This is a genomic window from Rhodococcus sp. NPDC059968, assembly GCF_042738615.1.
GTDB lineage: Bacteria > Actinomycetota > Actinomycetes > Mycobacteriales > Mycobacteriaceae > Rhodococcus_F.
Genome location: NZ_JBHWUE010000013.1, coordinates 99,013 through 123,638, shown reverse-complemented (window position 1 = coordinate 123,638; position 24,626 = coordinate 99,013). Strand labels below are relative to the sequence as shown.

Annotated in this window: 33 protein-coding genes and 1 pseudogene; 22 read left to right on the top strand and 12 right to left on the bottom strand. The window is 67.5% G+C overall.

What is annotated here, in order from left to right:
- Window positions 1-222: 222 nt before the first annotated feature.
- On the top strand, window positions 223-648 hold the full coding sequence (locus ACFWAY_RS14460) for a hypothetical protein (RefSeq protein WP_378453098.1): 426 nt from the start codon (window positions 223-225) through the stop codon (window positions 646-648).
- Here ACFWAY_RS14460 and ACFWAY_RS14455 read toward each other — a convergent pair whose 3' ends face one another.
- On the bottom strand, window positions 649-1,473 hold the full coding sequence (locus ACFWAY_RS14455) for a mycofactocin-coupled SDR family oxidoreductase (RefSeq protein ID WP_378511013.1): 825 nt from the start codon (window positions 1,471-1,473) through the stop codon (window positions 649-651).
- Between the two features lie 92 nt (window positions 1,474-1,565).
- Window positions 1,566-2,102 (bottom strand): carboxymuconolactone decarboxylase family protein, encoded by a 537-nt coding sequence (locus ACFWAY_RS14450; protein WP_378453100.1) that lies wholly within the window; start codon window positions 2,100-2,102, stop codon window positions 1,566-1,568.
- A 123-nt stretch (window positions 2,103-2,225) separates the two neighbouring features.
- Between ACFWAY_RS14450 and ACFWAY_RS14445 the strand changes: the two genes are divergently transcribed.
- Window positions 2,226-3,374: a zinc-binding dehydrogenase gene (locus tag ACFWAY_RS14445; protein WP_378511012.1), complete on the top strand. Its 1,149-nt coding sequence runs from the start codon at window positions 2,226-2,228 to the stop codon at window positions 3,372-3,374.
- A 13-nt stretch (window positions 3,375-3,387) separates the two neighbouring features.
- The gene (locus ACFWAY_RS14440; protein ID WP_378511011.1) at window positions 3,388-4,260 is read left to right on the top strand and encodes a DUF4436 family protein; all 873 of its coding nucleotides are present in this window, start codon (window positions 3,388-3,390) and stop codon (window positions 4,258-4,260) included.
- Window positions 4,261-4,266: 6 nt separating this feature from the next.
- On the opposite strand, the gene ACFWAY_RS14435 is transcribed toward ACFWAY_RS14440, so the two are convergent.
- The gene (locus ACFWAY_RS14435; protein ID WP_378511010.1) at window positions 4,267-4,611 is read right to left on the bottom strand and encodes a CGNR zinc finger domain-containing protein; all 345 of its coding nucleotides are present in this window, start codon (window positions 4,609-4,611) and stop codon (window positions 4,267-4,269) included.
- On the opposite strand from ACFWAY_RS14435, the pseudogene ACFWAY_RS14430 reads away from it, so the two are divergent.
- The 5 genes and pseudogenes from ACFWAY_RS14430 to ACFWAY_RS14410 all read left to right on the top strand — a co-directional run.
- Window positions 4,583-5,314, top strand: a pseudogene (locus tag ACFWAY_RS14430) (MFS transporter); the annotation flags it as partial. The gene ACFWAY_RS14435 and the pseudogene ACFWAY_RS14430 sit on opposite strands and share 29 nt — an antisense overlap.
- A gap of 61 nt (window positions 5,315-5,375) precedes the next feature.
- Window positions 5,376-5,615 (top strand): MFS transporter, encoded by a 240-nt coding sequence (locus ACFWAY_RS14425; protein WP_378511024.1) that lies wholly within the window; start codon window positions 5,376-5,378, stop codon window positions 5,613-5,615.
- 33 nt (window positions 5,616-5,648) lie between these two features.
- Window positions 5,649-6,122: a DinB family protein gene (locus ACFWAY_RS14420; protein WP_378511009.1), complete on the top strand. Its 474-nt coding sequence runs from the start codon at window positions 5,649-5,651 to the stop codon at window positions 6,120-6,122.
- Complete coding sequence (locus tag ACFWAY_RS14415) at window positions 6,119-7,333, top strand: MalY/PatB family protein (RefSeq protein WP_378511008.1); 1,215 nt, start codon at window positions 6,119-6,121, stop codon at window positions 7,331-7,333. Before ACFWAY_RS14420 ends, ACFWAY_RS14415 begins: the two co-directional genes overlap by 4 nt.
- Before the next feature lie 54 nt (window positions 7,334-7,387).
- Window positions 7,388-7,840, top strand: coding sequence for a nitroreductase family deazaflavin-dependent oxidoreductase (locus ACFWAY_RS14410; protein ID WP_378453106.1), 453 nt, complete (start codon window positions 7,388-7,390; stop codon window positions 7,838-7,840).
- Window positions 7,841-7,845: 5 nt separating this feature from the next.
- Here the strand turns inward: ACFWAY_RS14410 and ACFWAY_RS14405 are convergent, their stop codons facing one another.
- Both ACFWAY_RS14405 and ACFWAY_RS14400 read right to left on the bottom strand, forming a co-directional pair.
- The gene (locus ACFWAY_RS14405; protein ID WP_378453107.1) at window positions 7,846-8,283 is read right to left on the bottom strand and encodes a cupredoxin domain-containing protein; all 438 of its coding nucleotides are present in this window, start codon (window positions 8,281-8,283) and stop codon (window positions 7,846-7,848) included.
- A gap of 107 nt (window positions 8,284-8,390) precedes the next feature.
- A complete protein-coding gene (locus ACFWAY_RS14400) occupies window positions 8,391-9,101 on the bottom strand; it encodes an enoyl-CoA hydratase/isomerase family protein (RefSeq protein ID WP_378511007.1) in 711 nt (236 codons plus the stop codon).
- 119 nt (window positions 9,102-9,220) lie between these two features.
- Here ACFWAY_RS14400 and ACFWAY_RS14395 point away from each other — a divergent pair, with 119 nt between their 5' ends.
- The 3 genes from ACFWAY_RS14395 (at window position 9,221) to ACFWAY_RS14385 (ending at window position 12,338) form a co-directional block, all read left to right on the top strand.
- On the top strand, window positions 9,221-9,670 hold the full coding sequence (locus tag ACFWAY_RS14395; protein WP_378453109.1) for a DUF6292 family protein: 450 nt from the start codon (window positions 9,221-9,223) through the stop codon (window positions 9,668-9,670).
- On the top strand, window positions 9,667-10,833 hold the full coding sequence (locus ACFWAY_RS14390; RefSeq protein WP_378511006.1) for an AI-2E family transporter: 1,167 nt from the start codon (window positions 9,667-9,669) through the stop codon (window positions 10,831-10,833). The genes ACFWAY_RS14395 and ACFWAY_RS14390 overlap by 4 nt, the downstream gene beginning before the upstream one ends.
- A 119-nt stretch (window positions 10,834-10,952) precedes the next feature.
- Entirely contained in the window at window positions 10,953-12,338 is a 1,386-nt protein-coding gene (locus ACFWAY_RS14385) for a wax ester/triacylglycerol synthase family O-acyltransferase (protein ID WP_378453111.1), read from the top strand.
- 3 nt (window positions 12,339-12,341) lie between these two features.
- On the opposite strand, the gene ACFWAY_RS14380 is transcribed toward ACFWAY_RS14385, so the two are convergent.
- Window positions 12,342-13,388 (bottom strand): iron-containing redox enzyme family protein, encoded by a 1,047-nt coding sequence (locus tag ACFWAY_RS14380; protein WP_378511023.1) that lies wholly within the window; start codon window positions 13,386-13,388, stop codon window positions 12,342-12,344.
- A gap of 24 nt (window positions 13,389-13,412) precedes the next feature.
- Between ACFWAY_RS14380 and ACFWAY_RS14375 the strand changes: the two genes are divergently transcribed.
- The 3 genes from ACFWAY_RS14375 to ACFWAY_RS14365 all read left to right on the top strand — a co-directional run bounded on the left by ACFWAY_RS14375 (window position 13,413) and on the right by ACFWAY_RS14365 (window position 15,888).
- Complete coding sequence (locus ACFWAY_RS14375) at window positions 13,413-13,628, top strand: CDGSH iron-sulfur domain-containing protein (protein WP_378511005.1); 216 nt, start codon at window positions 13,413-13,415, stop codon at window positions 13,626-13,628.
- A 368-nt stretch (window positions 13,629-13,996) separates the two neighbouring features.
- Window positions 13,997-14,452 (top strand): STAS domain-containing protein, encoded by a 456-nt coding sequence (locus ACFWAY_RS14370; RefSeq protein ID WP_378453113.1) that lies wholly within the window; start codon window positions 13,997-13,999, stop codon window positions 14,450-14,452.
- On the top strand, window positions 14,449-15,888 hold the full coding sequence (locus ACFWAY_RS14365; RefSeq protein ID WP_378453114.1) for a trehalose-6-phosphate synthase: 1,440 nt from the start codon (window positions 14,449-14,451) through the stop codon (window positions 15,886-15,888). The genes ACFWAY_RS14370 and ACFWAY_RS14365 overlap by 4 nt, the downstream gene beginning before the upstream one ends.
- 22 nt (window positions 15,889-15,910) lie before the next feature.
- On the opposite strand, the gene ACFWAY_RS14360 is transcribed toward ACFWAY_RS14365, so the two are convergent.
- Together ACFWAY_RS14360 and ACFWAY_RS14355 are read right to left on the bottom strand one after the other, a co-directional pair.
- The gene (locus ACFWAY_RS14360; RefSeq protein WP_378511004.1) at window positions 15,911-16,123 is read right to left on the bottom strand and encodes an ANTAR domain-containing protein; all 213 of its coding nucleotides are present in this window, start codon (window positions 16,121-16,123) and stop codon (window positions 15,911-15,913) included.
- 138 nt (window positions 16,124-16,261) lie between these two features.
- Complete coding sequence (locus tag ACFWAY_RS14355; protein WP_378511003.1) at window positions 16,262-17,404, bottom strand: aromatic acid exporter family protein; 1,143 nt, start codon at window positions 17,402-17,404, stop codon at window positions 16,262-16,264.
- 103 nt (window positions 17,405-17,507) lie between these two features.
- Between ACFWAY_RS14355 and ACFWAY_RS14350 the strand changes: the two genes are divergently transcribed.
- Entirely contained in the window at window positions 17,508-17,762 is a 255-nt protein-coding gene (locus tag ACFWAY_RS14350) for a hypothetical protein (protein ID WP_037203835.1), read from the top strand.
- Window positions 17,763-17,772: 10 nt separating this feature from the next.
- On the opposite strand, the gene ACFWAY_RS14345 is transcribed toward ACFWAY_RS14350, so the two are convergent.
- From ACFWAY_RS14345 to ACFWAY_RS14335, 3 genes are all read right to left on the bottom strand, one after another.
- Window positions 17,773-18,570: a SigB/SigF/SigG family RNA polymerase sigma factor gene (locus ACFWAY_RS14345; RefSeq protein ID WP_378511002.1), complete on the bottom strand. Its 798-nt coding sequence runs from the start codon at window positions 18,568-18,570 to the stop codon at window positions 17,773-17,775.
- Window positions 18,570-19,001, bottom strand: a complete 432-nt coding sequence (locus tag ACFWAY_RS14340; protein WP_378453118.1) for an ATP-binding protein — start codon at window positions 18,999-19,001, stop codon at window positions 18,570-18,572. The genes ACFWAY_RS14345 and ACFWAY_RS14340 overlap by 1 nt, the downstream gene beginning before the upstream one ends.
- A gap of 146 nt (window positions 19,002-19,147) precedes the next feature.
- Window positions 19,148-19,393, bottom strand: coding sequence for a cold-shock protein (locus ACFWAY_RS14335; RefSeq protein ID WP_378453119.1), 246 nt, complete (start codon window positions 19,391-19,393; stop codon window positions 19,148-19,150).
- A 480-nt stretch (window positions 19,394-19,873) separates the two neighbouring features.
- Here ACFWAY_RS14335 and ACFWAY_RS14330 point away from each other — a divergent pair, with 480 nt between their 5' ends.
- From ACFWAY_RS14330 to ACFWAY_RS14300, 7 genes are all read left to right on the top strand, one after another.
- Complete coding sequence (locus tag ACFWAY_RS14330) at window positions 19,874-20,413, top strand: Dps family protein (RefSeq protein WP_378453120.1); 540 nt, start codon at window positions 19,874-19,876, stop codon at window positions 20,411-20,413.
- A 41-nt stretch (window positions 20,414-20,454) separates the two neighbouring features.
- Window positions 20,455-20,691 carry a hypothetical protein gene (locus ACFWAY_RS14325; RefSeq protein WP_005570747.1) on the top strand — a complete coding sequence of 79 codons (237 nt, stop codon included), beginning with the start codon at window positions 20,455-20,457 and terminating at the stop codon, window positions 20,689-20,691.
- 100 nt (window positions 20,692-20,791) lie between these two features.
- Entirely contained in the window at window positions 20,792-21,070 is a 279-nt protein-coding gene (locus ACFWAY_RS14320) for a GlsB/YeaQ/YmgE family stress response membrane protein (RefSeq protein WP_009472647.1), read from the top strand.
- A 162-nt stretch (window positions 21,071-21,232) separates the two neighbouring features.
- On the top strand, window positions 21,233-21,487 hold the full coding sequence (locus tag ACFWAY_RS14315) for a DUF6328 family protein (RefSeq protein WP_378453121.1): 255 nt from the start codon (window positions 21,233-21,235) through the stop codon (window positions 21,485-21,487).
- Window positions 21,488-21,562: 75 nt separating this feature from the next.
- Window positions 21,563-22,105 (top strand): phage holin family protein, encoded by a 543-nt coding sequence (locus tag ACFWAY_RS14310; RefSeq protein WP_378511001.1) that lies wholly within the window; start codon window positions 21,563-21,565, stop codon window positions 22,103-22,105.
- Window positions 22,080-22,232, top strand: coding sequence for a hypothetical protein (locus tag ACFWAY_RS14305; protein WP_378453123.1), 153 nt, complete (start codon window positions 22,080-22,082; stop codon window positions 22,230-22,232). The genes ACFWAY_RS14310 and ACFWAY_RS14305 overlap by 26 nt, the downstream gene beginning before the upstream one ends.
- 38 nt (window positions 22,233-22,270) lie before the next feature.
- Window positions 22,271-22,594, top strand: coding sequence for a hypothetical protein (locus ACFWAY_RS14300; protein ID WP_378453124.1), 324 nt, complete (start codon window positions 22,271-22,273; stop codon window positions 22,592-22,594).
- Between the two features lie 232 nt (window positions 22,595-22,826).
- Here ACFWAY_RS14300 and ACFWAY_RS14295 read toward each other — a convergent pair whose 3' ends face one another.
- Complete coding sequence (locus ACFWAY_RS14295; protein ID WP_378511000.1) at window positions 22,827-24,545, bottom strand: cutinase family protein; 1,719 nt, start codon at window positions 24,543-24,545, stop codon at window positions 22,827-22,829.
- Window positions 24,546-24,626: the final 81 nt, after the last annotated feature.

The following is a 24,626-nucleotide window of genomic DNA, read 5'->3' as shown; positions in this document are numbered from 1 at the left end:
GCGCCGGGGGGGGGGGGGGGGGGGGGGGGGCCCGGGGGGGGGGGGCGGTCGACCCCCCCCCGTGCGCCGCCTACCCCCCCCCGCCCCCCCCCCCACCCCCCGGGGGGGGGCCCACGACCACGATGCGCTCCCGCTCCGTCGAAACCGCTCCCGGCCGTCGACCGAGTGGGAGGCTGAGGAGAGGAACAGTTCTCTGGTTCGACCCGACGACAGGAGACCACCATGCGACTGACCACACTCGGCGACCTTCCCGCACGCATCGCGACCGGGGGTTTCATCCTCCATACGGGGATACAGAAATGGTCGGCGGACGAGCAGACCGCCCAGGGCGTTCACGGTATGGCGGCGGGAGCGTTCCCGTTCCTGAACGCGATTCCACCGGACCGATTCATCAAGTTGCTCTCGGTCGCCGAGATAGGCACGGGCGCAGCGTTACTCGCGCCGTTCGTGCCCTCCGCCGTGGCCGGGGCGGCGCTCACCGGGTTCTCCGGGGGCCTCGTGGCCATGTACGCGAGGACACCCGCTCTGCGTAACCCCGGCAGCATCTGGCCCAACGAGAACGGCATCGCCGTCGCCAAGGACGTGTGGATGCTCGGCATCGGATTGGGCTTCGTGCTCGACGGGTTGTCCCGTTCCCGCTGCCGTTGACTATCTGGCGGTGAATCCGGCGTCGACGGGAAGCGCGACGCCGGTGACGTACCGCGCCTGGTCGGACACCAGCCAGGCGATGGCGTTGCTGACGTCCTCGGCCTCGATCAGGCCCACATTCAGGAGGTTGCCGACGTCCGCGCCACTGGACGCGGGGGCGTCGGCGAACAGTGCGGCCACCGCGTCGTTCATCACCATCGGTGTGTTCGCACCCGCAGGATGCACCGAATTGACTCGAATGTCGTAGGGGGCCAGCCAGTGCGCCCACGTCCGTCCCAGTCCGACGACGGCGTGCTTGCTCGCGCAGTAGCCGTCGGACCCGCCGCGGCCGTTGCCCCCGCGCCCGACCAGACCGAGAGTCGAACCGGTCAGCACCACCGCGCCGCCGCGCCCGCGTTCGATCATCCCGGGCGCTGCCGCCTGCACGGTGTTCCACACGCCGAACAGGTTGACCTCGAGTTGGTCGCGGAACGCCTCCTCCTCGCCCGCGTCGTCCGACATCATCCCGATTCCGGCATTGGCGAGCACGATGTCGATCGGACCGAGCTCGGAGACCCCCTCGGCAACTGCCGCGCGCATCGCGGCGGCGTCGCGCACGTCGGCTTCGATGCCGACGATCCGGCGGCCGAGCGCCTCCACCTGCGCCTTCGTCTGCTTCAGGTCCTCCGGCGTCGCCATGGGGTAGGCGACCGAGTCGATCGGCCCGCAGATGTCGACGGCGATGACGTCCGCCCCGTCCTGCGCCAGACGCACCGCATGACTGCGGCCCTGCCCACGTGCGGCTCCTGTGATGAATGCGACCTTGCCTTCGAGCGGAGCTGTCATGAGCGCGGACCTCTCAGTCGGTGATGCGGCGGACGCCCCTCCGGACGTCTTCACAGATATCGACTTCCGCGCGTCCGCGAACTCATCGCGGGCTACTGCTCGGGCACGACGCAGAAGTCGCTGTCGGAGAAACCCGAGGGCCGGACACCGAGCGCCTGATTGAGACGTCCGCGGTGGTTCTCCCAGGCGATGGCCGCGGCGAGTTCGGTCAGTTGCGCCTCGGAGAACTCGGCGAGCAGCGAGCGCCGCAGGTCCTCGCCGATGTGCGCGGGCGTGCGGGTGATGGCCTCCGCGAACTCCAGCACCAGCTTCTCGGTGTCGTCGAATTCGCTGCTCTCACGAAATTTCGGGAGGGCGCGCAACTGGGCGTCACTCACTCCGAGTGCGCGGCTGAACGCCGATCCGATATCGAGGCAGTACTCGCAGTTGGTCAGCGCGGCCGCCTTGATCTCGCCGAGCGCTTTGAGGCGGGGGTCGACCCTGGCGCTCGTCGCGAGCGCGAACTCGTGGAACCCGACGGCGGCGAGCAGCTGCGGCCGGCGCCGCAACCAGCGCAACAGGTCTGCCCGGTTGCGGCGGGCGGTGGGAAAGACACGACGAAACGAGTCCATCTGACCGATGACGCTCATGCTGTCGGTCTACACCCATCGCGGGGACGGGACAACCCTGCGGCCATTCGGCAATCGTGGTGTCTCGGCGACGGGAGTGTTCTACGTTCGGAGCGGAGGCCCACCGCACCCCGAGGAGTCAGCATGAAGGCTGTCATCTGCACCGAGACTCGCCTGGAGGTGGGTGAGATCCCGGCGAGGGGTCAGGTGTTGATCGATGTGTCGCGGTGCGGGATCTGCGGCTCGGACCTGCACGCCCGCGTGCACGCCGACGAGATGGCGGAACTGGCGGCCGAGACCGGCTACCGCGACTTCATGCGTTCCCACCAGCGAGTCGTGCTCGGGCACGAGTTCAGCGGCACCATTGCCGGCTACGGGCCCGGCTGCCGGAAGCGTTGGCCGGTGGGTACTGCGGTGGTTGCGTTGCCGATCGTCCGCACCCGGTCGGACATCCACCTGACCGGGCTGTCGGCCTCGGCGCCGGGCGGCTACGCGGAACAGGTGGTGGTGCAGGAGTCGATGACCCTGCCGGTGCCCAACGGGCTGTCGGCGGAGAAGGCCGCACTGACCGAGCCGATGGCGGTGGCGTGGCACGCGGTGCGGAAGGGTGACGTCGGCAAGCGCCGCACCGCGATCGTCATCGGATGCGGCCCGATCGGTCTCGCCGTGATCAGCATGCTGAAGGCGTCCGGTGTCCGCACCGTGGTGGCCGCCGACTTCTCCACCCGCCGGCGGGAGCTCGCCCGGCAATGCGGTGCCGACGTCGTGGTCGACCCTGCCGCGGCGTCGCCGTGGACGTCCTATCCGCGACGCAGGGAGACGACCTCGATCACGGAGGTGCTCGGCCTCGGACTGGACACAATGGAGAAGCTGCGTCGCATCCCGAAGCTGCCGTGGTGGCATGCCTTCGCCCTCGCCGACGCGGTGGGCGCGACACCGTCCGGGCCGGTCGTCTTCGAGTGTGTCGGCATGCCCGGGGTCATCGACGGCATTCTGGCAGGCGCCCCGCTGCGGTCACGTGTCGTCGTGGTCGGGGTCTGCATGGAGACCGACACCTTCCGGCCCGCACTGGCGATCAACAAGGAGATCGACCTGCGCTTCGCCATCGCCTACGACCCCCGTGAATTCCGCGACACGCTCCACATGCTCGCCGACGGAAAGGTCGATCCGACGCCGCTGATCACCGGAACGGTCGGACTGGCCGGTGTCGAATCCGCGTTCACCGCACTCGGCAACCCCGAGGTGCACGCGAAGATCCTGATCGACCCCGAGAACACCTCCGCGTCGCTGTGATTCGCCGACGCCCATGACATCCCACCATCCCCGGCTCCAGTGGGCCGTGCCGGCGCTTCTCCTCGCGCTGATCTACGCCGCGTCGCTCATCGTGTACGGGTTGAGCAGCCGCACCGGCGACGACGACGCACCGTTCGAGGTCGGTAGCTACGAGGTCGTGGTCCTCGTCACGGCGAAGTCGCTGCAGCCGACGACCGACCGGGTGCAGGCCGAGGTGACGATCAAAGCAGGTGAGGATTTCCTCCACGCCAACGGCGACACGTTGAACCGGGACATCACCCTGCTGCTCCTCCCGAGCACCGGTCACGAGGAGATCGTCTTCCGTGCGGGCGCCGCGCCCACGACGTTCGACACCGAGTTCATCGCCACCGGCAACGCGGCCTACTGGCCGTTCGACCGGTTCGAGGTGAACCCGATGGTGGTGGAGGCGTACCAGGGGCTCGGCGCCGACCGTGAACTGGTGCCCACGGCCCTGCTGCTGGACGGCCGGGTGGACGGGTGGAAGGCGCGCGCCGAAGCGGTGGCGGTCGATACGGACCTCTCCCGGAACGGCACCGGTGCCGCGTTGACGTTCGCGCGCACGGGCGGGAACCTGATCTACGCCGGAATCCTGCTGCTGATGATGACGATCCTGGCGGGGCTCGCCGCCTTCGTCGCGCTGCAGACGTTCCGCCGCAGACGTGCCGTCAACACCGACATGCTGGGCTGGATGGCGGCAATGCTGTTCGCCGTCGTGCCGTTGCGCGGAATCCTGCCGGGAAGCCCGCCGATCGGGTCGTGGGTCGACATCGCCCTCACGGTGTGGGTGGTCTCCACACTCGTCGCGTCGCTGGCCCTGTTCGTGTTCTGCTGGTGGCGCGACAGCGACGCGCCCGCCCAGCCCTGAGTGCAGCTACTCGATGCCCTGCAATTTCTTGCGGCGGCGGTAGTCTGCGGCCTTGATCCGGTTGCCGCACTCCGCTATTCCGCACCAGCGGCGCGAGAAGCCGCGGGAGAGATCGACGAACAGCCGGGTGCAGTCCGGGTTCGAGCACTCCTTCACCTTCGCCATCGCCGGGGAGCCGATCAGATCGATGGTGTCCCGGGCGAGGAGGCTCAGTGCGTTGCCGGGTGTGCCGGTGCTGGTCGTGTGCCCTCGCGGGTGAGGGTGAGGGTGGGTCTTCAAGTACAGCATCGTCGCCTGGGGCCTGGCGAGCATCGGACTCGCCTTGTCCTGGAACTTCGAATCCCTGCTCACCTTCCGATTCCTGCTCGGTGTCGGCATGGGAGCGGAGTTCCCGGTGGCCGCGGCGATCCTCGCCGAATTCATGCCCTCGTCGAAGCGCGGGCGCTACGCCGCCCTGCTCGAGGGTGCCTGGCCGATCGGATTCATCACCGCCGGCGCCGTGTCCTACCTCCTGGTCGCCTCCACCTTCGGTTGGCGCGGATGCTTTCTCATGCAGGCGGCCCTGGCCGTGGTCGCACTGATCATTCGGCGCAACCTGCCGGAGTCACCCCGGTGGCAGGTCTCCCGGGGGCACACAGCCGCAGCGGAACGCACCCTCGCCTCCATCGAAAGCGCAGTGCGTGACGCGACCGGACGGCCACTACCCGACCCCCAGCCCGTGCGCGGCGCACAGGGTGAAAACACCGGACGGGGCGGCTTCCGCGCACTCTTCCTTCCCGAACACAAAGCGCGCACCCTGACGGTATGGGCAGTGTGGTTTTGCCTGATGACCGGCTACTACGGGCTGACGACCTGGATCGGCAAGCTCCTGACCGACAACGGCCTCGACGTCACCAAGAGCATCGGGTTCGTCCTCGTCATGGCCCTGTGGGGAATGCCCGGATTCCTGTCGGCCGCGTACCTGATCGAGCGGCTCGGACGGCGCTACTGCCTGGCCGGGTACACCATCGGGTCCGGCATCGCCGCCTTCTTCTACGGCCAGAGTTCGGGCACGTTCGAGCTGATCCTCGCCGGATCGTTCCTGCAGTTCTTCTTCTTCGGCATGTTCTCCCTCGATCTTCGCCTACACCCCCGAACTGTTCCCGACCCGCAGCCGCGGCGCGGGAATCGGCTCCGCCACCGCCCTGGGCCGGCTGGGTTCGGTCTTCGGCCCCATCGCGGTCCCCTTCCTGCTGGGCTTCGGCGGCACCGGCCTGGTCTTCTCCACCAGCGCAGTCCTGTTCGCGATCGGTGCGCTGATCGTGCTCACCCGCCTTCCCGAAACGAAAGACACTGTCCTCGAACAGATTCACTGACCCTCCGCACATCCCACCACGAAAGCGAATCCCGTGAACACCGACGAATACCTGTACTTCCTCGACCGCGCCTTCGACGGCATGCTCGCCGTTCTCGGCGAACTCGGCGACGAGCGCGCCAATCAGGCACCACCCTTCGACGGCGCGAACTCCCCCTGGGCCATCACCTACCACTGCACCGAGGTGGCCGAGTATTGGATCGGGCACCTGATCGGCGGCCGCGAGAGCAACCGGGACCGTGAATCGGAGTTCACCGCCCGGGGAACCATCGCCGACCTCACCCGCACGATCACCGCCCTGCGGGCGAACCTGCACAAGGACCTCGCGGGCTTCGACCCCGATGCGCCGCTGACGAATACCCCACCGGCCGACTACGAGGGGCCGAGCCGCCAACTGACCCCGAACGGGGTCCTCCTCCACGTTCTCGAAGAACTCGCCCAACATCACGGACAGGTCGAGGTTTCCCGCGACGCCCTGTCGACCATACGAGTGGAAGCAGCACTGTGACTACCTCGACGACACCCCACCCCCTGTTCCCGGGATTCGACGACCTCGACCTCGGTGCCCTGTCCCGGCGCACCGGGGTGAAATGGGCGCGCGCTGTCGAAGCCGGGGCACTCCCGTCGTGGGTCGCCGACATGGACTTTCCCGTCGCCCCGGAGATCCGCGATGCACTGAAGGACGTCATCGACCGCGGCGACCTCGGCTACCCGAACTGGTTGGGCGGCACGCCCTTGCGTGCCGAGTTCGCCCGGCGGATGTCCGACCGCTACGGCTGGCAGATCGACCCCGCCGACGTGCGGGAGCAGACCGATCTGATCCAGGCACTGCAGCTGATCCTTCGTCTCGGCACCCGACCCGGGGATGCGGTGGTCATTCAGACCCCGAACTATCCACCGTTCCTGGCGACGATCGAAACGATGGGGCGGCGCACCGTCGAATTCCCCTTCGTCGACACCGGGAACGGGTGGGCGCTCGACTTCGACGAGTTCGAGCGGACCCTGGCACGGAATCGTCCCAAGGTGCTCGTCCTCGTCAATCCACACAATCCGACGGGTCGAGTGCACACGCGCGGCGAACTCGAGCGCATCGCCGAACTCGCCGAACGGTACGACCTGCTGGTGATCAGCGACGAGATCCACGCCGAACTGATCTACGAACCGCACCGGCACATCCCGTTCGCCTCGATCAGCGAGGACGCCGCCTCGCGGACCGTCACGGTCACGTCCGCCGGGAAGGCATTCAACCTCGCCGGTTTGCGCTGTGCGGTGCTGCACTACGGTCCCACGGACCTGTTGGCGGTCCGGGACAACGAACCCCCCGACCTCTACGGCGCGGTGTCGGTTCTCGGGGTCGTCGGATCACTCGCCGCATGGCAGCACGGGCAGGCGTGGCAGGACACCCTCATACGGGTCCTCGACCGCAATCGCGCACGGGTCCACGACGTCCTGACTCGGGCGCTGCCCGAGGTCCGCCACCACACGCCCGAGGCCACGTACCTCAGCTGGGTGAACGTCTCGGCGCTGCCGGTGGACGATCCGATCGACCGCATCCGCCGCGCCGGGCACGTGCTCGTCGACGGCGGTGTGCCCTTCGGAAGGGCCGGGGACCGGTTCATCCGGATCAATTTCGCCACCTCGGAGGCCCTGCTCGACCGGGTGCTGTCCGGAATCACCCTCGCTCTCACTACCGAACTCGACCCCTGCAGTCTGACGTAGAGGACCGATGGAGGTGGTTGCCACGAGAGCGCCGCGTTCGGAATAGTCGAGGACATGGTGCGCCGGACTGGAAGAGTGCTGCCGCCCTGGTATCTCGCCCACGTCAACAAGGTGATCGTGGGCCTGCATCGCCTGGGCGTTCCGATGCCGATGCCGGCGCTCACCGTACCCGGCCGGAAGACGGGCGTACCCCGGTCGACCCCCGTCTCACCGTACGAGGTGGACGGCCGGCGCTACGTCGTCGCGGGATACGCCGAATCGGATTGGGCGAAGAACGCCCGGGCCGCCGGGCGCGGTGAGCTGACTCGGGGACGTCGTCGCGAGCGTGTCCGACTGGTCGCGCTGCCGGTGTCGGAGCGGGGCCGGATCCTCCGCGAATTCCCGACCCGGGTGCCGCACGGGGTCACGATGTTCCTGAAGGCCGGGACGGTCGCGAACTCCTCCCCGGAGGCGTTCGCGGCCGCCGCGGACCGGTGCGAGGTCTTCCGCATCGAGCCGCTCGACTGACGGGGTCACCGAACCTCGAGCGTGCCCACCATGTTCGGGTGATAGGTGCAGTGGAACGCGAACGTGCCCGGCTGGCCGGGGACGGTGAACGTCGCGGTCGCACCCGGTTCGACCTCCACGTCGAACAGGTCGCCGGTGTCGGCCGTCACCGTGTGTTCGGCGGTGTCGTCGTTGCGGACGGTGACCTGTTCTCCCGGCGCGAACGTGCCGGGCAGGGTGTACTTGAAATCGGAGATCACGATCTCCCGCCCGCCGGGCTGATCCGCCCCCGCAGGCATGGACATCGGCATCGACATGGACATCGACGGCATGCCGGACATGGAATGGTCCCCGCCGGTCGCCGATTCCGCCGAACCCGACGAGTCGTCACCGTCGCCTCCACACGCGGCCAGCGCAAAGACGGCCAGCAGGATCGGCAGGACAAGTGTCAGAACGCGTTTCATGGTGGTCGCCTCCGGATGACGGTGAGAACGGATGCCCGACGCCCCGCTCCTCGCGGGAGTAGTACCCGTTTTCACGCCAGACACCCCTCGAAGCACCTGGTGACTCGTCAGCCGCCGTTCAGCGCCTCCTGCGACTCGAGGTTCGCCACCGGAGTGCGGAGCGAGGCGACGGCGTCCGCGTAGAGGGAGGACTTGATCTCACCGAGTGTGCGTCCGCGGGTCGCGACGAGCCCCTGCGCGTGTTCGACGGCCCTGGCGAGCACCTGCTGCTCGGGGGCGACCTCGTCGACGAACCCGAGTTCGCTCGCCGCGACGCCGCCGTACCGACGGCCGGTCACCAGGGCGGTGTGCACGGCCCGCGCGGGCAGGCGGGCCGCGAGCAGCGCGATGCTGCCCGGCGCGTAGCTCGCCCCGATGGTGATGCCCGGCAGGCAGAAGTAGCCGCGGTCCTCACGCATCACCCGGTGATCGTGGGCCGCTGCGAGGATGGCGCCGCCGCCGAAGGTGTGCCCGGTCAGCGCGGCCACGGTCGGCAGGGGGAAGGTGAGGATCCGCGCGAACAGGGCCTGCACACGGTCGATGTAGGAGTTCAGCTTGTCGGTGTTGGCGACGACCCAGGCGGTGTCGAGACCGGTGGAGTAGAACTTGCCGAGTCCCGTCGTCACCAGTGCGGCGGGACCGTCGTGCTGTTCGACCTGATCGAGGAGGGCGTCGACCCTGTCGATCCAATCCGGGTGGAAGGCGTTCTCGCTGTCGGGTTCCCCCTCCTCGCCGAAGTACAGGACGAACACATCTCCCGAGCGCTCCACGTAAGGCATGCGGCGAGGCTACCCGGAGACGGGCGCGTCGCGCCGCTCGAGCACACACCTCGGTGGGTGAAGTTTCAACTGTCGCGGGGCAGGGTATGTCGATCGTCTAGCAGCTGAGGCGGTGGACGATGAAGAGCGGAACAGGCATTGCCGACACCCGCACCGTTCGGGACTACATCCACACGGTGGCCGGTAGCGTTCACGCCGATTCCATCGACTGGTGGGACAGCGACGGCATCGAAGTCGTCCTCGTTCTGCCGCTCCGGTTGCACTATCTGCCGGGACGCAACGCGGTGCTGGCGTGGAACCGGACCTTCGGCTGGTCGCTCGGCGTCGAAGGGCTGGGCCGCCGCAGTGTCATCGTGATCGACGGCCTCGGTGTCGGGCGGATGCCGTCGCCCGCCGTGTGCGCGGAACGTGCGGTGGAGTTGATCGACGACTATTGCCGCTCGACACCCGCGTTGCCGAGCGCGCCGGCCGCCGCGACCGACACGTCGACCCCCGCGGATCGGTGTCCCCGCATCGGTCGGGACACCGCCGCCAGCGGACGGCGGGACAGAGTCGTCAGACGGCCGTGAGCAGTGGCGCCGGGGGCCACGACGACAACGTGGCCCAACCGCATTCCCCCGCGGAGGAGCAGCCGATCATCGCCGCGGAGGAGGGCGCGGCGCGCATCAGTACGGCGGCGCACCCGCTCGGGAAGCCCGGACCGCGGTTCGATCGTCGGTCCCCGTTCCTCATCGGGATGGCCGGGGCCGCCGGTGTCGCCGTCACGTACGCCCTGATCGAGGTCGTTCTCGCGGCCCGCGGGGTGCTGGTCCTCATCGCCGTCGCCGCATTCCTCGCGATCGGTCTCGAACCCGCCGTGTCCTGGTTGGTGCGGCACAAATTTCCCCGATGGGCAGCGGTCGCAACGGTTTTCGTCCTGGCGTTCGCCGTGCTGGCGGGGTTCCTGGCCGCGGCGATCCCGCCGATGGTGACGCAGGGCGGCGCACTCGTGCACAACGCCCCGGACTACCTGGGGCACCTCGAGCAGAACTACCCCGTACTGGGGGAAGTCAGCACCCGCTTCCACCTGCAGGACGAACTGCGCCGGGCACTCGATGCGGGCAACGTGCCGATGGTGGTCGGCGGGATCGTGGGTGCGGGCAAGTTCGTGTTCAGCGCCATCAGCGGCACCGTGATCGTGGTCGTGCTCACCGCCTATTTCCTGGCCGACTTCGCACACATCCGGTCGTCGATCTATCGCCTGGCCCCGAGCTCGCGGCGACCACGCACAATTCTGATCGGCGACGAAATCTTCGCGAAGGTCGGCGGATACGTACTGGGAAATCTCCTGATCTCGCTGATCACCGCCGTCCTCACGTTCGTGTGGCTGGTCTCCTTCGACGTCCCCTACCCGTTGCTGCTGGCCGTCCTGGTCGCCGTGCTGGATCTGATTCCGGTGATCGGATCCACCCTCGCCGGTGTCGTGGTGGCGCTGGTCGCCCTCACCGTGTCCCTGCCGGTGTCACTGGCCACCATCGTCTTCTTCATCGCCCTCCGCCTGTTCGAGGACTATCTTCTCGTTCCCCGCATCATCGGCCGAACCGTCAAGGTGCCCCCGATGGTCACCGTCGTCGCCGTCCTCGTCGGCGGCGCACTGCTGGGGATCGTCGGGGCGCTGCTCGCGATACCCGTCGCCGCCGCCGTTCTGCTCCTCGCCCGTGAGACGGTGTTTCCGCAGCTCGACCGCGGCTGAGCAGGCGGGGCACGAAAACGGCCTTGCGGAAGAAGTTTCCGTGTTCTGCTTACCCTGGAGACGTGGGATGCGCCGGGGCATGCTCTGGCCGTGTCCCGAGCATGAGAAAGAGGCGCTGGATGTCGGTGATGAGTCCCACCGAGGCGATGTTCGTGCTGTTCGAGACGCCGTCGCATCCCATGCACGTGGGTGCGCTCGAACTGTTCGAACCGCCCCGCGAGTCGGGGCCCGATCACGCCCGGGCCATGTTCGAGGCGTTGATCTCGCACGAGGGTGCGTCGGACACGTTCCGCCGGCGCGCCGTCCGCCCGCTGCGCGGCGCCAGTTACCCCTGGTGGTCGTTCGACGACCGCATCGATCTCGGCTATCACGTCCGGCACACGGCGGTCCCGGGCCGCGGCCGGATGGAGGACCTGCTGTCGCTGGTGTCGCAGATGCACGGCATGCCGCTCGATCCGCAGCACCCGATGTGGGAGATGCACGTCATCGAGGGGCTCGCCGACGGACGGACGGCCGTGTTCTCCAAGATTCACCTGTCGCTGATGGACGGACCGGCCGGACTGCGGCTCCTCCATCACGCCCTGTCGACCGACCCCGACGCCCGCGACTGCCCCGCACCGTGGACGCCCGGGGTCGCCGGCACGTCGCGGCGGGAATCCGCGTTGCCGGTCGCGGTGGTCCGGGCGGGGGTGCGGGCCGCCACCAGCATCGTCGGGGTGGTGCCTGCGCTCGCGAAGGTCGCCTACGACGGCGTCCGCGAGCAGCATCTGACGCTTCCCCTGCAGTCACCGCCCACGATGCTCAACGTTCCGGTCGGCCGGGCACGGAAACTGGCGGCACGGTCGTGGCCGATCCGGCGCCTGGTGTCGGTGGCCACCGCGGCCCGCACCACGATCAACGCGGTGGTGCTCGCGATGTGTTCGGGGGCGCTGCGCCGGTATCTCCTCGAGCAGTACGCGCTGCCCGAAGCCCCGCTGACGGCGATGCTGCCCGTGCCCCTCGACCTCGGCGGCACGATGATCGGACCGCGCGGCCGCGACCACGGCGTCGGTGCAATGGTCGTCGGCCTGGCCACCGACGAAGCGGATCCGGCGGCACGCCTCGCCCGGATCAGCGAGTCGGTCGAGCACACCAACCGTGTGTTCGGCGCGCTGAGCCACACCCAGTTCCAGCTGATGAGCGCGCTGGCGATCAGCCCGATCCTGCTCGAACCGGTCCGCCGGTTCGTCGACGACACTCCCCCGCCGTTCAATGTGATGATCTCGTATATGCCGGGCCCGTCGAGGCCGCGGTACTGGAACGGCGCCCGCCTCGACGCGGTGTATCCGGCGCCGACGGTCCTCGGAGGTCAGGCGTTGAGCATCACCCTCACCAGCCGGTCCGGTCAGCTCGACGTCGGCGTCGTGGGCGACCGGCACGCCGTCCCGCATCTCCAACGGATCATCACGCACCTGGAGACGTCGCTCAGCGATCTCGAGCACGCGGTCGCCGCGTCCGGCTCCTGACCCTCAACCGGGCGGCTGCCGCAGTGATGTGCGATTCTCCTCCCAGCACCGTGTGACGTGGTCACCGACGAGGTCGTCGAAGGCGAGACAGGCCGCGGCTCCCAGCAGGATGTCGTCGGCCACTGCGGGCCGTGCCGCGACCAATCCGCCGGCGAGGTCGCGGCAGACGATCTGTTCGTGCACGGAGTCGGCCTCCACGTGTTCGTCGAAGAACAGGGTGGCCGCCTTCCCGAATCCGAGGCGGCGCAGTCCGGCGGCGTATTTCTTACTCGGCAACGCGGACGTGGTCTCCACCGCGCACAGGTGCCCCACCAGGGCCCCGAGACGGCTGCGGTGCACGCCGAACAGGGACAGCGCGTTCAGGGACGCCAGCGTCACGGCGGGCACCTCGTCGATGTAGTGCGCGTAGTCGTCGGACAACCCGAGTTCACGCATCGTGGTCGCGAACAGCGCCGAGTGCATCCGCTCGGGCCTGCCGCCGCCGTACTCGTCGGACTGCACCTCCACCAGCGCCGCTTTCGGTGCGCCCGCGAGCCGCGGGATGCCGAGCGTGTGCACGTCGGCCTCACGCAACTGATTCAGGGAACGGTGGATCAGCAGTTCACGGAACTGGGTGAGATCCGCGTCGTGGGCCATGTGACCGGACAGCCCCGGCGCCGTGCTGGGGGCGGTCATCGCCCACAGCGCCGCCACCACGTCGTCGGCGCCGGTCGGCGCGTCCGCGACGTCACGGATCGCGGCGTCGAACGGAACCTCGAGCGCCGACCGGGCGGCGATCAGGTCGCTGTTCCATTCCCACTCGTCGCCGACACCGGTGATCCCCTGCAGGTGCAGTTCGTAGAGAGCGGTCAGGCAGATCTGCGCGTCCTCCTCGAAGAGGAACGCCCGCGGACTGTCGCGCGCCGACGAGGCGAGGGAGCGTGCCGCCGCCACGAACGGTTCGGCATCGGCACCGTCTGCGCGCAGAATGGAGAACAGGAGATCGCTGACGGGACCGCGCGGCTTCGGAAAGGGCATGGACGTCCCAGACTGCGCCGCCGTGTCCGACATCGACCGAGAGTGCAAGGTAGTCATATGAACTCCATTCCCATTGCCGGGACCGACGAATCCGACGTCACGATCACAGTCTGCCCTGATGGTCCACTCCTGGTGCGTGGTGCTGCGCGGATCCTCGACACCGAAGGTAACCCGATCGGCAACGACCGGGCCACCGTGGCGTTGTGCCGGTGTGGGCGGACGAGCATCGCCCCCTTCTGCGACTCTTCGCACAAGAAGCGGCGCCGCCCGTAGGACTGTCCCGCATCAGTACTGCTTCCGATTCTGCGTCCGTCGGCGCGCGATCACGAATGTCACGACGCCGACAAGGATCACGATGGCGATGATTTCCATCCGCACCGATTACCCAATCCGCGGAAAAGCTACGCCGCGCCGCGATTGCGTCCCCCGATTCGACGGCGAGAAGTGCAGTGGGACAACCGGAAACGCCGACGGCGTGGTGTCGGCGGCGGACCTGGGGCGAAAAGCGCGGCCCCCGCGATTGACACCATGGGGTAACGTCAGAGTCCTGCACGGTTGAGCCCCCAGCCGCAATGGACGGGCACGGTTCACGCGCCTAATTCGTGCCTGTCTCCTACGTCGCTCGACCGTGAGGAAACGACATGAAATCTGTTCTCAGTGCGCTGCCGACACGCTACGACCCTGCAGCGCAGTCGACGCTGTTCAGCTGGGCCGTCGAACCCGAGCACGGCCGGCTCTCCGTCGACAATGCACCGGGTGCCGGCGGGATCCTCGTCGTCCGGATATCCGGGGACGTCGACGTCACCACCCTCCACACCTTCGGGAACCACCTCGACGAGGCGATCAACGAACGACTTCCGTTCGTGCTCGACCTGACCGACGTGCAGTTCTTCTGCGCGTCTGCCCTGCCGATCCTCGACATCATGGCCGCCCGCGCCCGCAGGCTCACCGTGCCGTGGGCGGTGACCGGCAACAACGCTCTCCGCAGACCGTTGACGGCCATGAACATGGCCGCACAGATCCCCTTCTGCGCCGACCTCGAGGCTGCCTTCCGGCTGGTCGCCGCGGGAAGTCGCCAGGGTGGGCGCTCGGCGTGAAAGACACTGCTCCGCACGGCACGTCCGACTTCGTGGTGGTCGCCAACCGGCTGCCCGTGGACATGGAGACACTCGACGACGGGACGACACGCTGGAAGCGGAGCCCGGGAGGCCTCGTCACAGCGCTGGAGCCGATCCTTCTCGACCGGGAGCGCGGTTCCTGGGTTGGCTGGCCCGGGGTGCCCGACACGAAGGTCGAACCGATCCTCTCCGGTGGGATCGACCTGTACCCGGTGGAGCTGAGTTCGGACGAAGTATCTCGGTACTACGAAGGATTCTCGAACGCGACGCTGTGGCCGCTGTACCACGACGTGCTGGTGGCACCGGTCTTCGACCGGGACTGGTGGCACTCGTACCTGGATGTGAATCGCCACTTCGCCGAAGAGACCGCGCGCACCGCGGCCGAAGGCGCGACCGTGTGGGTGCAGGACTACCAGCTGCAGCTGGTGCCCCGTCTGCTGCGGGAGATGCGCCCCGACCTGACCATCGGGTTCTTCCTCCACATCCCCTTCCCGCCCGTCGAACTGTTCATGCAGTTGCCGTGGCGCAAGGAGATCGTGGAGGGGCTGCTCGGGGCCGACCTCATCGGCTTCCACCTGCCCGGCGGCGCCAACAATTTCCTGTTCCTGGCGCGCAGGCTGCTGGGACTCGACACCACCACCGCAGGCGTCGGCGTGCGCAGCGCACTCGGCCGGGTGACACTCGACGACCGGGTCGTGCAGGTCGGCGCGTTCCCCATTTCCGTCGACTCGCGGCAACTGGTCGAGCAGGCCACCGATCCCGCCATCGTCGAACGGGCCGCCGAGATCCGCCGCGAGCTCGGGAACCCTCGGAAGATCCTCCTCGGAGTCGACCGACTCGACTACACGAAGGGCATCGATATGCGGCTCTCAGCGCTCGGCGAACTGCTCGACGAGGGCCGTCTCGATCCGTCCGACACCGTGATGGTGCAGCTCGCCACCCCGAGCCGTGAACGCGTCGAGCACTACATGAAGATGCGCAGCTCCATCGAGGAGCAGGTCAGCCACATCAACGGTGATCACGGTCAGATCGGCCGGCCCGTCGTGCACTACCTCTATCAGCCGGTCGATCGCAGCGAGCTGATCGCGCTGTTCCTGGCCGCCGACGTCATGCTCGTCACCCCGATGCGTGACGGGATGAATCTCGTCGCGAAGGAGTACGTCGCCTGTCGGGCGGACCTGGGCGGTGCGCTGGTGCTCAGCGAGTTCGCCGGTGCCGCCGCCGAACTCCGGGGCGCCTACCTGGTGAACCCGCACGACCTCGACGGGGTGAAGAACACCATCGTGGCCGCGCTCGACCCGGAGCGCGAGCCGGGACGACGGCGCATGTCGCGGCTGCACCGCCAGGTGCTCGACCACGACGTGCACCGGTGGGCGCAGTCCTTCCTCGGCGCGCTTTCTCCGGTCGCGGACTGAGCGCACTGTCCCCGGCCCCGGTTCACTCGGGATTCGTCGTCACCGATTCGGCGATGCGGCGCGCCACCTCCGCCAACCTGACGTGCTCCTGCTGCGATTGCGCGACGAGGATCTCGAACGCCCGGTCCACGGAAACTCCCCGTAACGCCATCACAATTCCCTTGGCCTGCTCGATGACCGCGCGGGTCTTCATGGCCCTCGTGAGGCCCGAGAACTCGTTCCTGGCCAACTCCACGCTGCGGGCACTCCTGATCGCAGACCCGCTGAAGCAACAGGCTCATCTTCACCGCGAACCGGAATTGCGATTGAACTCGTCCAACGCGGTTGCCAAGGAGCCCAATTGGGCAGCGATCGTCGCGCTGTCGAGAAGACGTTACTCGACCCCGGGACCTTCTTCGTCCACCGATCCCGCCCCGGACGGCGAGGCGGGAGATTCCCCGGTCAGCAGACTCAGCGCCGCCGCGGACGGCCGCAGGATGCTTCCGGCGCTCATCGACGAACCCCGGGTCAGACCGCACTGGGAGGACACAGCATCCTCGAAGTTGCGGAGCCGTTCCGCCGCCGTCCGGCAGGCGGCGACATGAGCGTCGCTGCTGTCGGCGAAGGCGAATTCGGCTCGGACCACGTCTGCCAGTGCTTCCACGAACGTGGCCGCACTCTCACGGATCTCCGGGTCGAGAGGACCGAACGGAGGTTGCGGTTCCAGCGCCAGCGACGTGGCGCGGACGATCTCCGTGCACTGGGGCCAGCCCTCGGACAGTGCCACAACCGCCTGTCCCCATTTCCTTCCGGCGGCGACCGGACCGGCGGCGCGTCGCACGTTGGCTCGCGCGCTCTCCTCCGTCCAGGCCACGGCATCCAGGGCGTCGTCCAGTTGCACCCGCACGTTCGCCGACCGTTCGGCCCATCGACCGGGATGTCCACCGGTTCCCGGTTCTCGCAACTCCCGGGCGACGTCGCACAACAGCGCGGTGGCGGAGGAACCCAGTCCCGTCAGTGCGCGCTCCGACCGCCTCAGGTACAGCGGGGGCAGGAGCAGCGCGTTCACGGCCACCCCGGTTCCGGCACCCAGCGCGATCGCCAGGATACGGTCGCCGAGCATCGCCGGTTGATCGGAATCGCCGTACGTCACCATCAGCAGCGCGGTGACCGCCACCCACACCCCGCTCGAACCGAACCGGCGCCAACGGCCGAGCAGGAGACCCGTCAGGACCGCCACACCGACACCGACGGTGACCGAATCGAACAACATTCCGACCACCGCGGCCAGCGTCACCCCGAGCGAGACCGCCGCGAGTTGTTCGCCGGCCACCCTCAGTGATCGCGACACCGTCACCTCGATCATGAACACCGCGGCGTAGGGCGCGAGGAACGGCTGCGGCAGTCCGAGAAGGCGCTCGGCCAGAATCCACGCGAGCACGGCAGCGGTCGCGGCCTTCACCGACTGCACGACCACAATGTTTCGCTGACTGTCCCCCACCCACGAGCGCAGGCGCCGGAGTGCGGTGACGTGCAACAGTCTTCTCTCCCTTCGTGCAACGACAAGTGCCGTGTGCCCGACTCGTGGCAGCTCCAACCGGCGCGGTTCGAACGCGGCACGTCCGGGTATGCCGGGCACTATGAACACCCACGTGACCGCGACCCACCTGCAAACGCTCCTCGATTCGCCACTGCCGGATCCCGCCCTGATCCTGCAGAGCGGCGCCCCCACCATCGTCGATTCAGGCGAACTGGGTGACGAGCATCAGTCCCTGGTCATCGTGACCCGGGACGAGTTGCGCGAGCAGCTCCCGCAAGACCGCGACTGCTCGCAGAGCGATCTCGAGTTCCACGCCGCGTCGCTCGAATCGACCGTCGCGGGGCTGGGTGGCTGACGCGGGGTGATCAGCCGCCGCCCAGCTGCTCCCGCAGTCCGGACAGGGTGCGCGCCAGAATACGCGAGACCTGCATCTGCGAGACGCCCACGCGCTGGGCGATTTCCGTCTGGGTCATCGAGCCGAAGAACCGCAACATCAGCACGCGGCGTTCGAGCGGCGGCAGTTTCTCCAGCGCCGGCCGCACGGCAGCGTGACTTTCTACGTTCGCGAGCTCCGGATCCTCCTCACCGAGCGTCTCGGCGAGGGGAAGGTCGTCGGGATCATCACCCATGGCCGCATCCATCGACAGGGTTTGGTAGGCATTCTTCGCGAGCAGGCCCTCGGACACTTCCCGGACGTCGAGTTCGAGTTCGGCGGCGATCTCACTGGCCGAGGGCGAACGTCCCAGTTCCTGTGACAGTTCGTCGACGGCCTTGGTGATCAGCGCGTGGAGTTCCTGCATACGCCGGGGCACTCGCATCGACCAGCCGGTGTCGCGGAAGTACCGACGAACCTCGCCCATGATCGTGGGCACCGCGTAGGACACGAAGTCGAAACCGCGGTCCGGATCGAAACGGTCGACGGCCTTGACCAGCCCGAGCCGGGCGACCTGCAGCAGATCCTCGTGCGCCTCGCCGCGCCCACCGAACCGGCGGGCGATGTGATCGGCGAGCGGAAGGCAGCGTGTGATGACTTCGTCGCGCAGCGCGGACGCTTCCCCGGACGCCTCGTCCAAGGCTCGCACACGCGCAACCGTGGGCGCCACGTCCTTGTAGTCGTCTCTGCCGGGACGGTGCCGTTCACTGCGTTCCGAAACCGGTGACACTAGATGGTGCCCCGGTATTTGACCAGTTCCACCGCCACGGTTCGTTCGACGGACCCGTTGCCGACGGGTCCCTCCGATACCGAAACCGCATTCATCAACGTCTCGAGCACGTGCCAGCCGAAGCTCTCCCGGTTGGGCACTCCGCCCCGGCTGAGGGGTGCACTGATCGTCACGTGCAACCCCGTCTCCGTGACGGCGAACGAACACGTCAGTTCGGCACTTCCCGGCGTAGCCGCGATCAGTTCCGAACACACCTCGTCCACGGCAAGTTTGATATCGGCCACGTCGTCGAGCGTGAAGTCTCCCAGAACGGCGAGAGTTTCCGCGACGGCGCGCACCACAGGCAACTGTTCGAACTCCGCCGCCACACGAAGCTCCACGGGCACACCGGATCTCGTTTTCATTCGTCTAACCTCGTCGACCTCGGCCATCTGCACTCCACGTCTCTGTCGTCGGTTTCTGCGACTCTCGGCAGCGTACCCAGCTGCCGCGACCCTCAACCCGCCGGCGAACGAAAGTGTGAGCGTGTGCCGAATGCGTCCCGACTTGCGGGTTCGACGAACTCGATGCGGTGGGCTCAGGCGACCCGGACGTCGCGCGCCTGGTTACCGGTCTCGGTGCGGCAGACGGCGAAGCTGACGCGCTGACCTTCCTCGAGAATGCGGTGACCGTCTCCGGCGATTTCGGAGACGTGCACGAAGATGTCGTCGGATCCGTCGGCCGGGGCGAGGAAACCGAAACCCTGTTCGGCGTTGAACCATCGCACCGTGCCCGTCCGCAGTGCCGTCGACTGCGGGGCCGGCAGCGTGTGCCCGGCGCTCATCGCGCCGCCCTTCTATCGGCCAGTCCGTGGAGCGCAGCGCCGCCCCACAGACTCGCAACGAGCAGAACCACAAGTAGGGCCACGTTGAGCATTGCTCCTCCTCGGCGTGCGCACGGTCGACCCCTGGTCGAATCAGACCGAAGGTAATGCCTCGCTTTCGGGTGTGGGGCGATTCGGGCGCAGCGTTTGCACAATCGAGATCTGCCGGCCCCAACGCATCCGCTTCGCACCCCGCAGAAGATCTGATTTGCTCGACATAGATTTTGTAGTACGGTCGGGTTGTCGGAACTTCAGCGATCGAGTCAGGAACGTTGTTCGACACGAACGCAAGTTGCGGCGAGGCAGGGTCCCGGTGATTCGAGACTTCTCACCACGGGTACGCGGTGAGTTCATCCGACGCCTCGTCTCCCCGCAACCGGAGCGGGGCACCCAATGCCTCGAAGTTTCGCCGGCAGGTAGTAGCGAAAGAGAGGACCGAGAATGTCGAAGTTCACCGTGCCAGGTCTTTCCGACGATCAGGGAGCGCGAGTCGCCGATATACTTCAGAAGCGGCTCAGCGCATACAACGATCTTCATCTGACGCTCAAGCACGTTCACTGGAACGTGGTGGGTCCGAATTTCATCGGCGTGCACGAAATGATCGACCCGCAGGTCGAGCTGGTGCGTGGCTACGCGGACGCCGTCGCCGAACGCATCGCCGCGCTGGGGAAGTCGCCCGACGGCACCCCGGCCGCGATCGCCCGCGACCGCACCTGGGATGACTACTCGGTGAAGCGCGACACGGCGCAGGCGCACCTCGGTGCCCTCGACCTCGTCTACAGCGGTGTCGTCGAGGACAACCGCAAGGCCGTCTCCGAGACGGGCGAGCTCGACCCGATCACCGAGGACCTTCTCATCGGGCAGACCGGAGAACTCGAGAAGTTCCAGTGGTTCGTCCGCGCCCACCTCGAGAACTCCGGCGGCAGCCTCTCCAACGACGGCGCGCACTCCGAGAAGCAGGCAGCCGCGCAAGCGCGGTGAGCACTGGCAGATCTCCCACCCACAACCGAAAGGTGACGAACATGGCTGAGAACAACAGCGGTCCGGCAGAGGCCGTCAAGGGCGTCGTCGAAGACGTCAAGGGTAAAGCGAAGGAAGCCGCGGGTGCGGTGTCCGGTCAGGACGATCTCACCCGCGAGGGCAAGGCGCAGCAGGACAAAGCCGCGGCGCAACGCGAGGCCGCCGCAAAGGAAGCCGAAGCGGAGAAGGCCCGAGGCAAGGCCGAAGCGCAGGAAGCACGCCAGCGCGCCGAACAGTGAGACGGGTGCGGGCCGGATCACGACCGGCTGCACCGAGCGTCTCTTCTCCGAGTGGAATCGACCATCGCCGGTCACCACTCTCCCCTGAAAGGACTGATACGTGCTAGGACTGGGAATTCTGGGCTGGATCATCATCGGCGGCCTCGCCGGGTGGATCGGCAGCAAGATCATGAAGACCGACGCTCAGATGGGGATCATCCTCAACATCGTCGTCGGAATCGTCGGCGGTCTCCTCGGCGGCTTCATCCTCCGCCTCTTCGGCACCGATGTCGAAGGCGGCGGTCTGTGGTTCAGCTTCTTCACCTGCCTACTCGGCGCGGTGATACTCCTGTTCCTGGTCAAGCTCGTGACCGGGCGAAGCACCGCCGGGCGACGCTAGTACCCCGCACCCCGGAACCGGGCCTGTCCATCTCACGATGGGCAGGCCCGGTTCCGTCGCTCTCCCCGTACCCACGCGAAATCGTGCCCTCGACACCGGGAGTCGGATACTCGTGACGGATGGACAGCCGAGGACCGGCGTGCAGCTACGCACCGGGTCCTGTTGGCGTTGCCGTCCCTGCAACGGTTCGAGGACCTCTCGGACAGCCAGGTTGCCATCCAACTGGCGATCGTCGCACTGTCGGTGACGTCGACCATGCTCCCGGTGGCACCTGCCGGCCTGCTCCGCATGCTCGTCCGTCGGCACGAGCTCCCGGATCTCGTCGCTGCGTCGCATCGCCTCGCAACCTGCGGCATCGCCACCCTCGCGCCGGCGCTGATCGGCGTGGTGGCGTTTGGCGAATCCGCCGATCAATGAGCACGGCGGGAGAGCATCCTGTTTCGCCCGGAACTCTCGCGGGTAGGCGGAGCGGAGACGAGGAAGGAGCCGGACATGACCGATATCCATCGCGCCGATGTCCCGCGGGTCCAACCGCCCAGCGCTGCACACGATCTCGACGAGCTGCCGACGGTCCAACTCGTCGAACGACTCACCGAACAGGTATCGGGACTCGTACGGACCGAGATGACCCACGCACTCACCGAAGTGAAAGACAAAGGAACACGCTTCGGGATCGGAGCGGGAGTCTCTGGAGCGGACGGCGAACAGCGTTCGCGCCGACGTCGACACCGTGAAGGAAGGGCTTCGATGACCGACCCACAGCCGCAACCGGAAGATTCCGTCGACCAGCAGCGAGCCGCGCTGGCGTCCACCGTCGATGCGCTGCACCGCAAAGTGGACGTGCCCGCACGCGCGAAAGCCGAAGCGCGTCACGAACTCGCGAGGGTTCGTGAGCAACCCCGCGGTGCCATGACCGCCGGGCTCGTCACCGCATTCGTCGTTGCCTTCCTCGTCTGCGAAAGCGCCGTCGGCACAGCCACAGCCACAGCCACTGAAGGAGAGTGTGATCATGACCGAGGACACCACCCATGGTGAGAAGGACGAGCCGAAAGGTGGCCGCCCGGGACCTGTCGACCACGGCAAGGACGGCGGCATGGCCACCAGAGAGAACGCACCTGAATTGGCGGAGGACTCCGCCGCCGCCGAAACCGAGACCGACTGACGACACTCGGATCACCGCTCGAGCACAGGAGGAACGCAGTGACGTACCAGCCGGACAACGGACCCAGCCGTGAGTTGAACTCCGAGCCGCGCCCGCAGGACGATGCCCACACCATGCGCAATCACGCCGGCGAGGCGATCACCGACAGCCGGAACTGGCCGGGATACATCCTGATCGCCGCCGGAATCGCCGTGCTCGGATTGACGTTGGTCGCGGCCGGCTACGGATTCGAGGGCTGGGCGCTGATCGGTGGAATCGCGTGCGTCCTGTGCCTCGTCCTTGGTACGGCTCTGGTCCTTCTCGAGCGGCGACGCGTCAAGGCTCTCGAGGGTCAGACACTGACCGATCAGGAAGGGCATTGACAGATCCGAAGGTGGACCTCCACCGCTGCCTCCAAGCCGCCCGCGACGCAATGTGGACATGTGGGCGACCGCTGACGAGTCACGCGAGTACATCGTCGGGCAGCACCGCACAGCGTGGGCGCACACCGACGACACCATCCGGACGCTGCCGCTCGACGCGCCCGGCCGGGGCAGAGCTACCGGACCCGTCTCGAACGTGCGGCACACGAAGCCGAGCAGGGCTGATCGGGCGTCACCCAGCCGCCGGCTGAAGCGTCGTCGTGGTCACGACCGGCGTGGTGGTCGTCGGTGACTCCGATGCCTTGGTCGCAATGGGTTCCGCCGCGGTGGTGGTCACCACGGATGTTTCCGAGACGGCCTGCGTCGCCGACGGCGGGGTCGTGGTTTCTGCCGCCACCTCCACGGCTGTCGTGGGTTCCGGCGAAGTAGTCGTCGCGACCGTTGTCGTGGGTGTCGGCGAACTGCTGGTCGTCGTGGTCGCGCCGACCGGGTTGCTCGCCAGCTGAGCCTCTTTCGCGCTGTCGGTGGTGGTGGGAGCGACCTGAGCCGTTTCCGTTTCCTTCGTGGAGGCAGCGGCGAGCTTCGCGGTCGACGGTTCCGCTGCGGCCGCGCGCGCCTCGCCTTTCTCCGCCTCCTGCGCCAGGTGCGTCAACCAGGCCGCAGCGTACTGGGCAGAAGTCAGCGGTTTCCCGCTGCCGGCGTTCGCATCACGCCAGTAGTCGAAGTGATGGCCGGTCCCCTCCCCCAGTGTCTGCTGATACGGGTCGCTCATCGCCACCTGGATCGTGTTCTGGTTGTCCGCGATGAACCCGATGATCTCGTTCCGCACCTTCGCGGGCAGGTAGACCAAGTCGACCGCCTGATTCGACGAGATCGGACCAGCTGACGTGTCCGATTGCGCCGCAACGGTATCGGGCTTGTAGGCCGGATCGGACACCTTGACCAGGACATCGAGGAACGTCTCATCGGACTGCATCCAATTGTCTTGCGACTGAATGTCCGCGAACGCGGCAAGAGCGACCTGCCCGAGTACCACCGCGAGGTCCTGTCCCGTCGCAGGGGTCAGCCCATCCTTCTGCAACGAGTCGACGTTCAATTGCCGTCCCACGTTGATCGCGAGCTGCAGTAGTGCAATGTTCTCGGGTGCGGAGCAGGTCAAGTCGCCTTCCGAGCAGAACGAGGCCACCTTCCCGTCCAGGGCACCGAAACTGCCCGACGTGCCGGGCAATGCTCCCCGCCCGGACGTGCCCGACTGCCCCGACTGATAAGCAAGGTCGAAGCCGTCGGGATTGCGGAATTCGTTCTCGGCGCCGGGAAATGCTCCTCCCCCGAGGTTGCGGCCGGCATCCGCCAGGATGACGACGCCGACCACGGACGCGGGATCGAGAATGTCGTATGAGCCGTCCTGGCCGTCCTGGTTGCCGACCTCCATCGCAACCCGCCGCGCCACATCGGCGCCCTCGCTGTAGCCGACAATCGAGAACTTCGTGTCCGGGCACGACGCGTGAATCGAACGCATGACGGTTTCGGTGTTGTCGACGCCGGCGTTCACGGCGTCCTCGTACGAATTCATGTTGGCCGGATACTCGACGTAGACCGCGGCATAGGACCCCCCGCCGACGGATTGCTGCGGAGCATTCACCACCTCGTCGATCCAGGGACTGCTGTAGTCGCTGGAGTACGACGCGGGAAGCCGCGTGCCGTCGGGCGCCACGAGCATCCGGGTCCCCTCGCGTGGGGTGTCACCGCGCCCGGCAACGGCGATACTCACCATGTCGTAACACGCGTCCGAGGCCGCCGCCGTCAGGGCTGTCGCCGTCGTGGCGGGTGAACCCGGGTTCGACCACGGTGTCGCGAGCAAGGCCGCCAGCCCCAACGCGCCGGGCGCGACCAGACTGCCTGCGATCCTTCGTCGATGCGCGACCTTGCGTACTGAAACGCGACGTTCCATGGTCTACCCCATCCGTTCGTAGCCCGTGTCGAACACCCGAGTAGGTGTCAACGCGTTAACAGACAAGTCGCACATTGCAGC